Origin of the sequence: Micromonospora palythoicola, assembly GCF_036689795.1 — a bacterium.
In the GTDB taxonomy this organism is placed as follows: domain Bacteria; phylum Actinomycetota; class Actinomycetes; order Mycobacteriales; family Micromonosporaceae; genus Micromonospora; species Micromonospora palythoicola.
Genome location: NZ_JBAGKI010000028.1, coordinates 35,954 through 48,359 on the forward strand (window position 1 = coordinate 35,954; position 12,406 = coordinate 48,359).

Here is a 12,406-nt window from a genome sequence, read left to right on the forward strand (position 1 = left end):
GGAGTTACCGGTGAGTGAGCGCATCTCGTCCGTAGAGACCATCGACGTACGGTTCCCCACGTCCCGGCATCGGGACGGGTCGGACGCGATGAACCCGTTCCCCGACTACTCCGCCGCGTACGTGGTGTTGCGGACCTCGGCCGGCGCCGAGGGGCACGGCCTGGTCTTCACCGTGGGCCGGGGCACCGACCTTCAGGTCGCGGCGGTGCGGGCCCTCGCCCCGATGGTGGTCGGCCAGCGCGTCGACGAGGTGGTCGCCGACCCGGGCTCACTGGCCCGCCGGCTCGTCGGCGACAGCCAGATCCGCTGGCTCGGGCCCGAGAAGGGGGTCGTGCACATGGCCGCCGGTGGTCTGGTCAACGCGGTGTGGGACCTCGCGGCCCGGCGGGCGGAGAAACCGTTGTGGAAGCTGCTCGCCGACCTCACCCCGGAGCAGTTGGTCGCCCAGGTCGACTTCCGCTACCTGCGTGACGCCCTCACCGAGGACGAGGCGGTGGCGCTGCTGCGTACCGCCGAGGGCGGGCGGGCCGAGCGCGAGCGGCTACTGCGGGCCGAGGGCTACCCCGCCTACACCACCACCCCCGGCTGGCTGGGCTACGACGACGAGAAGCTGGCCCGGCTCTGCCGGGAGGCCGTCGAGGACGGCTACCGGCTGATCAAGCTCAAGGTGGGCGGGAACCTGACCGACGACGTACGCCGGATGGGCATCGCCCGACGCGTCGTCGGGCCGGACATCCAGATCGCGGTGGACGCGAACCAGATCTGGGGAGTGCCCGAGGCGATCCGCTGGATGCGGGAGCTGGCCGAGTTCGACCCGTACTGGATCGAGGAGCCGACCTCGCCGGACGACGTGCTCGGGCACGGCGCCGTGCGCAAGGCGCTCGCCCCGGTCAAGGTGGCCACCGGCGAGCACGTGCACAACGCGGTCATGTTCAAGCAGCTGCTCCAGGCCGATGCCGTCGACGTGGTGCAGATCGACGCCTGCCGGGTCGCCGGCGTGAACGAGAACCTGGCGGTCCTGCTGCTCGCCGCGAAGTTCGGGGTGCCGGTCTGCCCGCACGCCGGGGGAGTGGGGCTGTGCGAGCTGGTGCAGCACCTGGCCCTGTTCGACTTCGTCGCGCTCAGCGGCAGCACCGAGGGCCGGGCCATCGAGTACGTCGACCACCTGCACGAGCACTTCGCCGATCCGGTACGCGTCAGCGGCGGACGCTACCTCGCGCCCGACGCACCCGGCATGAGCGCACGGATCCTGCCGGACTCGTTGGCGCGCTACCGCTACCCCGACGGCCCGGCGTGGGCCGACGCCGAGGTCCTGGCGGGAGCGCCGACATCATGACCACCCATGCGGTCCGGGACCACGGCAAGGCGGTTCATCTGATGTCTGGCTCGGCTCGGTCGATCGGGCCGCTACCCGTCCGACGGCTTCGCGCCGAGCACGGTACGCAGCCACGCCTCGGAGGTGTTGACGTGCAACAGGGCGCTGGCCTGTGCCAGCAACTGGTCACGCGCACGCAGCGCGAGGTAGATGGTGTGATGCTCCTCGATGGTCTGGTGTGCCGCGTTGCCCTCGATCAACCCGCGCCACACCCGGGCCCGCAGCGTACGACCGGAGAGCCCGTCCAGCAGCGACGTGAGGGTCTCGTTGCCGGTGGTGGCGATGACGGTGTGGTGGAAAGCGGCGTCGAACTGGATCAACTTCTCGGCGTCGTCGGCCGCCGCGCGCATGTCCTGCAGGATCCGGCCCAGCTCGTCGAGGTCGGTGTCGGTCATCCGCAGCGCCGCCAGGCCGGTCGCCATCGGCTCCAGCATCCGGCGTACCTCCATGACCTCCAGGAGCGTGTCGTCGCGCAGCAACTCCACCGCGACGCCGAGCCCTTCGAGCAGCAGCCGGGGGGCGAGACTCGTCACGTACGTGCCGTCGCCGCGCCGCACGTCGAGCACCCGAGCCGATTCGAGCACCTTGACCGCTTCCCGGACCCCACTGCGCGAGAGCCCCATCTGCGCGGCCAGTTGCGGTTCCGGTGGCAGCCGTGCCCCCGGAGGCAGCTCACCGCTCTGGATCATGCTCCGGATCTTCGCGATCGCGTCGTCGGTCAGTGCCATCCACGCCCCCTTCGGACCGGTCGACCGGGCGCCGGCCTGACGCCGGTGCCCAGGACCGGCATCGGCGACCCCGACCACTATAGAGACATCGGACGTTTGTCGGCGACGCTGCGCACTCGCCGTGCGGCTGCCGGGACCAGGGCCAACCGACCCCACCGAAAGGGTGCGACGTGCGACGTTACGGCATGGTGATCCGGCTCAGGCCGGAGCACCGGGAGACCTACCTGCGGCTGCACGCCGCGGTCTGGCCCGGTGTCGAGCAGACGCTGCGCGACGGGAACATCCGCAACTTCACCATCTTCCTCCACGGCGACCTGTTGTTCGGTTACTACGAGTACGTCGGCGACGATCACGACGCCGACCAGCGTCGCATGGCCGACGACCCGCAGACGCAGGCGTGGTGGAAGCTGACCGATCCGTGCCAGGAGTCTCTCGCCGAGCCCGGCTCGGGGCACTGGTGGGCCCCGATGCGGGAGATCTGGCACCTGACCGAGGAGGCGCCCTGAGCTGACCCGCCGGAACCGCCGCGCCGCTGACCGGTGTCCGGCCGCCCGTCCCCGCCGGGCTGTCGCCGAGCGCGCCGAACCGGGTCGACGTTGACGCCGACCCATCAGGGCGGGTGCACACATCTGATGAATATCGTGGAGCGAGTCGCTCGCCCGATGGGTGGCCCGGCACGACCGGGCCGCTGCGGGGCGCGATAGCGCTGTGCCTTGACTCGCCCAATGCCTGGTAAGGACAGGTTGTCTGGTCGGCGGAGGAGTCGCCGAGGGCTCGAATCGACCGTTGCCTATTGCGCTGCCCGGCGATAACATTCGCGAAACACATCAGACGTATGAGCCGTTCTGGGCCTGCCGGCGATCAGTGAGGCTTCGCCTGGCCGGATCGGTCACGGTTGGAGGATCGATGTCAGACCTGACTCGACGGCAGGCTCTCAAGATCGGTGCGGCGGGTGCCGGTGGCGCCCTGCTGCCGCTGCCGTGGACGGCCGTGGCCCGGGCGGACTCGGCGGCACCGCCGCAGGTGCTGGCCGCCGGTGACCTGGCGCTCTGGTACGACGAGGCCGCCGGCACCGACTGGCTGCGGGCGCTGCCGATCGGTAACGGCCGCCTCGGTGCCATGGTCTTCGGCAACGTCGACGCGGAACGGCTGCAGCTCAACGAGGACACCGTCTGGGCCGGCGGACCGCACGACCCGAGCAACCCCCGTGGGCTGGGCGCGCTGGCCGAGATCCGGCGCCTGGTGTTCGCCAACCAGTGGAGCCAGGCTCAGAACCTGATCAACCAGAACATGCTCGGCAACCCGGTCGGGCAGTTGGCGTACCAGACCGTCGGCAACCTCCGGCTGAGCTTCCCGACCTCCGGCGGGGCGTCGCAGTACAACCGGCACCTGGACCTGACCACCGCGACGACGAGCGTGTCGTACGTGATGAACGGTGTGCGGTACCAGCGGGAGACCTTCGCCAGCGCACCGGACCAGGTCATCGCGATGCGGCTGACCGCCGACCGGGCCGGCTCGATCACCTTCACCGCCACGTTCGACAGCCCGCAGCGGACCTCCGTGTCCAGCCCGGACGGCACCACCATCGCCCTGGACGGCGTCTCCGGCAACCAGGAGGGCGTCAACGGCGCGGTGCGTTTCCTGGCGTTGGCCAACGCCACCGTCAGCGGCGGCACCGTGAGCAGCTCCGGTGGCACGTTGCGGGTCACCGGTGCCACCAGCGTGACCCTGCTGGTCTCGATCGGCTCCAGCTACGTCAACTACCGCAACGTCGGCGGGGACTACCAGGGCATCGCACGGCGTCACCTCACCGCCGCGCGGGCCAGCAGCTACGACCAGCTGCGCGCTCGGCACGTCGCCGACTACCAGGCGCTGTTCGGGCGGGTCAGCCTCGACCTGGGGCGCACCTCCGCCGCTGACCAACCGACCGACGTGCGGATCGCGCAGCACAACAGCGTCAACGATCCGCAGTTCTCCGCACTGCTGTTCCAGTTCGGGCGGTACCTGCTGATCTCGTCCTCCCGGCCGGGCACCCAGCCGGCAAACCTCCAGGGCATCTGGAACGACTCGCTGACCCCGGCCTGGGACTCGAAGTACACCATCAACGCCAATCTGCCGATGAACTACTGGCCGGCCAACACCACGAACCTGTCCGAGTGCCACGAGCCGGTCTTCGACATGGTTCGGGACCTCGCGGTGGCCGGGGCCCGCACCGCGCAGGTGCAGTACGGTGCCGGCGGCTGGGTCACCCACCACAACACCGACGCCTGGCGCGCCACCTCCGTGGTCGACGGGGCCTTCTGGGGCATGTGGCAGACCGGCGGCGCCTGGCTGGCCACCCTGATTTGGGACCACTACCTGTTCACCGGGGACGTCGAGTTCCTCCGGGCGAACTATCCGGCGATGAAGGGCGCGGCGCAGTTCTTCCTCGACACCCTGGTGACCGAGCCGAGCCTCGGCTACCTGGTGACCAACCCGTCGAACTCACCGGAGATCGGCCACCACGCCGACGCCAGCGTCTGCGCGGGGCCCACGATGGACAACCAGATCCTGCGGGATCTCTTCGACGGATGCGCCCGGGCCAGCGAGATCCTCAACACCGACGCCACCTTCCGGGCACAGGTCCGGGCCACCCGGGACCGGCTCGCGCCGAACCGCATCGGGTCGCGCGGCAACATCATGGAGTGGCTCTACGACTGGGTCGAGACCGAACGGAACCACCGTCACATCTCGCACCTCTACGGGCTGGCACCCAGCAACCAGATCACCCGGCGCGGCACCCCCCAGTTGTTCGAGGCGGCCCGGCGCACCCTGGAGATCCGGGGCGACGACGGCACCGGCTGGTCGCTCGCCTGGAAAATCAACTTCTGGGCGCGGATGGAGGAGGGCAACCGGGCCCATGACCTGATCCGCTTCCTGGCCACCCCGGCCCGGCTCGCGCCGAACATGTTCGACCTGCACCCGCCGTTCCAGATCGACGGCAACTTCGGCGCCACCGCCGGCATCGCGGAGATGCTGCTGCACAGCCACGTCGGCGAGCTGCACATCCTGCCGGCGCTGCCGGCGGCCTGGCCCAACGGACGGGTCAGCGGCCTGCGCGGCCGGGGCGGTCACACCGTCGGCATCACCTGGAGCAACGGCCAGGCCACCGAGATTCTCGTCCGGCCGGACCGGGCCGGCACCGTCCGGCTGCGAGGCCGGATGTTCACCGGCAACCACACCGTCGTCGACACCGCCGACGGCACCCCGGCCCGGACCACGAAGGTCGAGAACGACCTGATCGAGGTCACCGTCGCTGCGGGGCGCACCTACCGGGCCACCGGTTCCGGCGGCACGCCCACCGCGCCGCCGCTGGAGCAGAGCTTCACCAACGTCAGCACCACCAACGACAACAACACCGGCGCCGGCAACTTCGACGGCAACGGGGCCACCCTCTCCGCGCAGGCCCTGGCGCAGGCCGGGGTCACGCCGGGCAGCACGTTGAGCCGCAACGGGGTCACCTTCCGCTGGCCGAACGTGGCACCGGGCGGTGCGGACAACGCCATCGCCTCCGGGCAGTCGATCGGTCTGACCGGCACGGGCCGGACGCTCGGCTTCCTCGCCACCGGCACCTACGGGGCCGTGTCGGGCACGGCCGCGGTGGTCTACGCCGACGGCACCCGGCAGACGTTCACCCTCAGCACCCCCGACTGGTACGGCGGCCCGCACGCCGGTGGCACCGCCGCCGTCGTGATGGCGTACCAGAACCGGCCCGGCAACCAGCGGCACAACACCGCCGCCTGCGTCTACTACGTCGGGGTGACGTTGCAGAACAAGCCGGTGGCCCGGGTGGAACTGCCCAACATCAGCGCACGTCCGGCGGCGAACGTGCCGACCATGCACATCTTCGCCATCGCGATCGGCGCCTGACAGCCGACGCGGATCTCCCGGGTCGCCGCCGACAGGTCCAGCGAACCCGTCCCGAAGGCTCGCCGGCCCCGACATCCCTGTCGTGGCCGGCGAGCCGGCGCGGTGGCCAGGAACGTGCCCCGGGTCGCCGGCCGGGACCTGGCCGCGACACCGCCGACGTTCCTGGCCGCCGCACTAGCCGGCCATGCTCACTTTCGCTGGGCCAGCAGCCACTGCAGGATGCTCTGGTCGTCGTACGTCGGGCCGTAGGCCGCGTGGTGGTCGGGCAGCGTGAACGCCTCGTTGCCGTACTCGGTGTAGTGCAGCAACTCGGCGATCCGCTCGGGCGTCTTGCCCTGCGCCTCGTACGCCGACCGCAGCGCCGCCCGGGAGTTGCGGGCCAGCGAGATGTTCAGCAGGTGGTCGTTGACACCGTGGGTGATCCACAGCGGGATCTCGGCGGCGGCGATCGCCGCCGCCTGGCCGGCGCTGACCTGGAAACCACCGGTGACCAGGCCGGCGGTGAACAGGTCGGGACGCTTGGCGAACGCCTCCCACAGCAGCCGCGAGCCGTAGGAGACGGTGGTGGCGTACACCCGCTCGGTGTCCACCGCGTGGTCCTTGCTGAACTGCTCGACCAGCTTGACCAGCAGCTCCGCCTCGGCCACGTCGCCCACCCGCTGGTGCTGCGGAGCGAGCACGATGACGTCCTCGCGGCTGCCGGTGACGCTCGGCTGGAGCCAGGCCGTCGCCGGGATGTCGGCGGCGATCTGCACGCCCGTGTTGTCGCCGTCCCAGCCCATGCCGTGCCCGGGCAGCACGACCATCAGCGGGTACTTCCGGCCGGGCTGGTAGTTCTTCGGCAGGTGGTAGTGGTACGGCAGCACCATGCCGCCACTGAGGTACGAGCCGTAGCGGAACTCGTCGACGAGCAGGTTCACCGGTGCCTCAGTGACACCGTGCGAAGTACGCGGTGAACCCTTGGCCAGCACCGGCCCGGCACCTCTGCCCTTGCCCGGCTGGGCGTGCACGTCCTTGCGTTGGGTCACCCGGGTCGGCAGCTCCGGGTTGACCTTCACGGTGCACAGGAAGGTCGGGCACTTGGAGACGATGACCGTCCAGCCGGCGTTCTGGTCGGGGTCCAGCTCGACGATGACGTACCTGCCGGGTACCGACCGGCGGTCGGCGCGGACGGTGGCGGTGCTGTTGGTGGAGGTGTGGGTGATGGTCCGCTCGGTCAGTTTGGGCAGGTCCTCGATGGGGTTGAAGCGGAAGTTGTAGCTGGTGTCGGAGACCGCGAAGGTCGAGTTGTCCAGCTTGCGGGGGTTGACCGTCGCGCCGTACTCGACGGCGACGGCCGAGACCTTCTGGCCGTAGGTGTAGACCGTGGTGATGGGGGTGACGCTGCGGATGCCACCGCTGCCGCCGCCGTGATCCCTGGTCGCGGCGTAGGCGGCGGTGCCGGACGTGGCCAGCAGCAGCACCGCGGTGACGGAGACGAGCGTCCTGCGCAGTCTCATCGGCCCTCCTTGTTGGACGCGTCCGTCTGGTCCGGCTACGTGCCGGAGCGGCTCTGTCGAACTCCGAAACAGCGGGCGCTAAACTGATTTAGCAGAGCATCGGCGCCGACCCGGCCGGTGTCAAGGCCGCCTTGGTAACGAGGCGGAAACTCAGTGTTCACATCGAGGCGCCGCCGCGGCGTGCCGATCGCCGGCTGGTCGGGTGTGGACAAAGGGGTGTCCGTTGGCTCTGGCTTGCCGTATTCTCTGACGTCGATGACCGGCGCCCGGCCGGCCCGGGCGACCTCCCGGACGCCCCTCGTGATCAGTGCCCTGAACTGCGACGACTCGGTCGGACGGATGAGCGCGATGTTCGTTACGAGACCGTGACCGCGGGATTTCGAACCAGGTGTTGACCTAGGCATTGTGAGCGCTAACACTTGGGCCCCAAGTGCGACCCGCGCAGCCGGTGCGACGGCGCGAGTTCCAGATTGGGGAAGCCAGTGAACAGACGAGTCCTGGCCGCTCTCGGTAGCGCCGTCCTGGCGCTGAGCATGGCGGCCTGTAGCGGCGACGGCGCCGGCAGCGGCGGAAACGACAGCGACCAGCCCGGCGACCTGACCATCGGCGTCTCGATGCCGACCCAGACCTCCGAGCGGTGGATCGCGGACGGCAACTCCGTCAAGGAGAAGCTGGAAGCCAAGGGCTACCAGGTCGACCTCCAGTACGCCGGTGACGACATCCCCACCCAGTCCCAGCAGGTGGACCAGATGATCACTCGGGGTGCCGACGTGCTCATCATCGCGGCGATCGACGGCACGGCGCTGAGCGGGCAGTTGCAGGCGGCGGCCGACGCGGACATCCCGGTCATCGCCTACGACCGGCTCATCCGGGACAGCCCGAACGTCGACTTCTACGTCAGCTTCGACAACTACAAGGTCGGCGTCGCCCAGGCGACCGCCCTGCTGGTCGGTCTCGGCGTGCAGACCAAGGACGGCGCGAAGGGTGAGGCGAAGGGCCCGTTCAACATCGAGCTGTTCGCCGGGTCGCTCGACGACAACAACGCCCACTTCTTCTTCGACGGTGCGATGGACACGCTGAAGCCGTTCATCGACGACGGCACCCTGAAGGTGACCTCCGGGCAGACCAGCATCGAGCAGGTGGCGATCCTGCGGTGGCAGCAGGAGGCCGCGCAGAAGCGGATGGAGGACCTGCTGACCTCCAGCTACAACAGCGGCACCAAGGTCGACGGCGTGCTGTCGCCGTACGACGGGCTGTCCCGGGGCATCATCACCGCCCTGCAGAACGCCGGCTACAAGGGGGCGGACTTCCCGGTGGTGACCGGTCAGGACGCCGAGATCGCCTCGGTGAAGCTGATCGACGACGGGGTGCAGAGCTCCACCATCTTTAAGGACACCCGACTGCTGGCCGAGCAGGCCGTCATCGCCGCCGAGGCGTTCCTGACCGACAAGACGCCGGAGGCCAACGACACCGAGACGTACAACAACGGCGTCAAGGTCGTCCCGTCGTATCTGCTGCCGGTCCAGACGGTGTACAAGGACGACATCAAGCCGGTCCTGATCGACTCGGGCTACTTCACCGCCGAGGAGGTCGCCGCCGGCCAGGCCGGCTGACGGCACCGCCGGGCTCGGTGGCGGCGACCGCCGCCGAGCCCGGCGACACCCCTGACACCCACGACGATCTGGAGGCTCAGGATGGTGAGCACGGACGACAACATCCTCGAGATGCGTCGCATCACCAAGACCTTCCCGGGCGTGGCGGCGCTCCAGGACGTCACCCTCGCGGTACGCCGTGGGGAGATCCACGCCATCTGCGGCGAGAACGGCGCCGGCAAGTCCACCCTGATGAAGGTGCTCTCCGGGGTCTACCCCTCCGGCAGCTACGACGGCGAGATCCTCCTCGACGGCGCGCCGGTGCACTTCCGTGGCATCCGCGACAGTGAGCAGCGGGGCATCGTCATCATCCATCAGGAACTCGCCCTGGTGCCGTACCTGTCGATCGCCGAGAACATCTTCCTCGGCAACGAGCAGCGCGGGCCCGGCGGGCTGATCGACTGGAACCGCACCAACGCCGAGGCGGCGAAGCTGCTCGCCTCGGTGGGGCTGGACGAGAACCCGATGACGCCGGTGGTGCAACTCGGCGTCGGCAAGCAGCAGCTGGTGGAGATCGCCAAGGCCATCTCCAAGAAGGTGCGGCTGCTCATCCTCGACGAGCCGACCGCCGCCCTCAACGACATCGACTCGGCCCACCTGCTCGACCTGATGCGCCGCCTGCGCGACGAGGGCATCACCTGCATCATGATCTCGCACAAGCTCAACGAGATCACCTCGGTCGCCGACTCCACCACCGTGCTGCGGGATGGGCGGACGGTGGAGCGGCTCGAGATGACCTCCGGCGAGGTGACCCAGGAACGGATCATCCGTGGGATGGTCGGCCGCGACATCGACAGCTTCTACCCCGACCGGGTCTCCACGCCGGGGGAGGAGGTGTTGCGCATCGAGGACTGGTCGGTGCGCCACCCGACCCAGGACCGGCTGGTCGTCGACGGCGCGAACCTCAACGTGCGCGCCGGCGAGGTCGTCGGCATCGCCGGCCTGATGGGCGCCGGGCGGACCGAACTGGCGATGAGTGTCTTCGGGCGCGCGTACGGCCGGGACATCACCGGCCGGTTGTTCATGCACGGCCGGCAGGTGCGGGCGCGCACCGTCGCGGAGGCCATCGGCAACGGCATCGCGTACGCGACGGAGGACCGCAAGCGCTTCGGCCTGAACCTCATCGAGGACATCCGGCGCAACATCTCGGCCGCCGGGCTGCGCCGGCTCGCCCGGCTGGGCTGGGTGCACGACAACGAGGAGATCAAGGTCGCCGAGACGAGCCGGCGCGACATGAACATCAAGGCGCCGAGCGTGATGTCGGTCGTGGGCAAGCTGTCCGGCGGCAACCAGCAGAAGGTCGTGCTGTCGAAGTGGCTGTTCACCGACCCCGAGGTGCTGATCCTGGACGAGCCGACCCGGGGTATCGACGTCGGCGCCAAGTTCGAGATCTACACGATCATCAACCGGTTGGTGGCCGACGGCAAAGCCGTCATCATGATCTCCTCCGAACTGCCGGAGCTGCTCGGCATGTGTGACCGCATCTACACGTTGTCGGCCGGGCGCATCACCGGCGAGGTGGCGGTCGCCGAGGCGACCCAGGAAAAGCTCATGGAACTCATGGCGAAGGACAAGGAAAGCGTCGGATGACCAGCACCAAGCCCACCTCGGCCGACCGGAAGTCGGCCGAGAGCGCTTCCGCCGCAGTGCACGTCGGCACCAGCGACCCACGTACGCTGATCATGAACAACCTGCGGCAGAGCGGCATCTTCGTCGCTCTCGTCGTCATCGTCGCCCTGTTCGCGTTCCTGACCGACGGTCTGTCGCTGAGCCCGGGCAACATCACGAACATCGTCCTGCAGTACTCGTACATCCTGGTGCTCGCCATCGGCATGGTCATCGTGATCATCGGCGGGCACATCGACCTCTCGGTCGGTTCGGTGGTGGCGCTGACCGGCGCGGTCTCCGCGGTGGTCGTGATCCGGCAGGGACAACCGTGGTGGGTCGGGGTGCTGGCCGCCCTGGTGGTCGGGATCGCGGTCGGCGCCTGGCACGGCTTCTGGGTGGCGTACGTCGGCATCCCGGCCTTCATCGTGACCCTCGCCGGCATGCTGCTGTTCCGTGGCCTCACCCTGCGGGTGCTGGACAACATCTCGCTGTCGCCGTTCCCGGCCGAGTACAACCGGATCGCGGCCGGGTTCCTCAACGGACTCATCGGTGGCGACGGCTACGACGCCTTCACCCTGCTCATCGGTGGCATCGCGGTGGCCGGCTACGTGGTCAGTTGCTTCCGCACCCGGGCGGCCCGCGTCCGCTACCAGCAGCCCGTCGAGTCCTTCGCGTTGTTCGTCGCGCGGATGGCGCTGGTCGGTGCCGTGGTGATGTGGTTCGCCTGGCAACTGGCCCACGCGCGTGGCCTGCCGATCGTGCTGATCATCCTGGCCGCCCTGGTGCTCGTCTACGGGTTGCTCACCCGGCGCACGGTCTTCGGACGTCAGGTCTACGCGATCGGTGGCAATCTGTCCGCGGCGATGCTGTCCGGGGTCAAGGTTCGCACCGTGAACTTCTGGATCTTCGTGAACATGGGCTTCCTGTCCGCGGTGGCCGGCATCATCTTCTCCTCCCGTTCCAACGGGGCGCAGCCCGCGGCGGGCAACATGTTCGAACTCGACGCGATCGCCGCGGCGTTCATCGGCGGTGCGGCGGTCACCGGTGGCGTCGGTACCGTCGTCGGCGCCATGGTGGGCGGGCTCATCATGGCGGTGATGAGCAACGGGATGCAGCTCATGGGGGTGGACCAGTCGTTGCAGTCGGTGGTCAAGGGCCTCGTGCTGCTGGTCGCCGTGGCCTTCGACGTCTACAACAAGCGCCGCGCCGGTGCCAGCCGCTGAGCGAGGCGTCGGGGCCGGGATCGACGTTTGACGTCGGGTCACCGTGCGGAAACACCTCGTCGGGTCAACTCCGCGTCGTCCGGAGCTGACCCGCGGCGGTCGGATTGGTCCAGTCCCGGCCCGGTGGTCTTCGGCCGCGCAGGCGCGGGCCCGCAGCGCTCGTCACGTGCCGCCGGTGGCCCGGGAGACGGTACGGCTGCGTACCGCGGCCCTCGGCGACGACGCCGCCCTGGTCGGCGCGGCGGAACTCGGTCCCGCCCGGTTGGTCGACGATCCGCTGGCGGTGTTCACCGAACCGGTGTCGTCGACCGTCGGGGTCCGGCCGGCGGAGGTTTCGCGGGGGTGCCGGGAGACGAGAGCGCGGGCGGTCGGCACCGGAATCGCGGTCGATGCGGTGGCACCGGGGTAGCCG

Annotated in this window: 9 protein-coding genes; 7 read left to right on the forward strand and 2 right to left on the reverse strand. The window is 69.5% G+C overall.

Features of this window, described 5'->3' with window-relative positions; genetic code table 11:
- Positions 1 to 10: 10 nt before the first annotated feature.
- On the forward strand, positions 11 to 1,336 hold the full coding sequence (locus V5O40_RS15035; RefSeq protein WP_332906007.1) for an enolase C-terminal domain-like protein: 1,326 nt from the start codon (positions 11 to 13) through the stop codon (positions 1,334 to 1,336).
- 71 nt (positions 1,337 to 1,407) lie between these two features.
- On the opposite strand, the gene V5O40_RS15040 is transcribed toward V5O40_RS15035, so the two are convergent.
- A complete protein-coding gene (locus V5O40_RS15040) occupies positions 1,408 to 2,103 on the reverse strand; it encodes a FadR/GntR family transcriptional regulator (RefSeq protein ID WP_332906008.1) in 696 nt (231 codons plus the stop codon).
- A 170-nt stretch (positions 2,104 to 2,273) separates the two neighbouring features.
- Between V5O40_RS15040 and V5O40_RS15045 the strand changes: the two genes are divergently transcribed.
- Together V5O40_RS15045 and V5O40_RS15050 are read left to right on the forward strand one after the other, a co-directional pair.
- Positions 2,274 to 2,609: an L-rhamnose mutarotase gene (locus V5O40_RS15045; protein WP_269741311.1), complete on the forward strand. Its 336-nt coding sequence runs from the start codon at positions 2,274 to 2,276 to the stop codon at positions 2,607 to 2,609.
- Positions 2,610 to 3,009: 400 nt separating this feature from the next.
- A complete protein-coding gene (locus V5O40_RS15050) occupies positions 3,010 to 6,012 on the forward strand; it encodes a glycoside hydrolase family 95 protein (RefSeq protein ID WP_332906009.1) in 3,003 nt (1,000 codons plus the stop codon).
- 188 nt (positions 6,013 to 6,200) lie between these two features.
- Here the strand turns inward: V5O40_RS15050 and V5O40_RS15055 are convergent, their stop codons facing one another.
- On the reverse strand, positions 6,201 to 7,511 hold the full coding sequence (locus tag V5O40_RS15055; protein ID WP_332906010.1) for a hypothetical protein: 1,311 nt from the start codon (positions 7,509 to 7,511) through the stop codon (positions 6,201 to 6,203).
- A 482-nt stretch (positions 7,512 to 7,993) separates the two neighbouring features.
- Between V5O40_RS15055 and chvE the strand changes: the two genes are divergently transcribed.
- From chvE to V5O40_RS15075, 4 genes are all read left to right on the forward strand, one after another.
- Positions 7,994 to 9,124, forward strand: a complete 1,131-nt coding sequence (chvE, locus tag V5O40_RS15060) for a multiple monosaccharide ABC transporter substrate-binding protein (protein WP_332906011.1) — start codon at positions 7,994 to 7,996, stop codon at positions 9,122 to 9,124.
- An 81-nt stretch (positions 9,125 to 9,205) separates the two neighbouring features.
- Positions 9,206 to 10,753 (forward strand): multiple monosaccharide ABC transporter ATP-binding protein, encoded by a 1,548-nt coding sequence (mmsA, locus tag V5O40_RS15065; RefSeq protein ID WP_332906012.1) that lies wholly within the window; start codon positions 9,206 to 9,208, stop codon positions 10,751 to 10,753.
- Positions 10,750 to 11,994, forward strand: coding sequence for a multiple monosaccharide ABC transporter permease (gene mmsB, locus V5O40_RS15070; protein WP_164447110.1), 1,245 nt, complete (start codon positions 10,750 to 10,752; stop codon positions 11,992 to 11,994). Before mmsA ends, mmsB begins: the two co-directional genes overlap by 4 nt.
- Before the next feature lie 175 nt (positions 11,995 to 12,169).
- Complete coding sequence (locus tag V5O40_RS15075; RefSeq protein WP_332906028.1) at positions 12,170 to 12,403, forward strand: hypothetical protein; 234 nt, start codon at positions 12,170 to 12,172, stop codon at positions 12,401 to 12,403.
- The last annotated feature ends 3 nt before the right edge of the window (positions 12,404 to 12,406 follow it).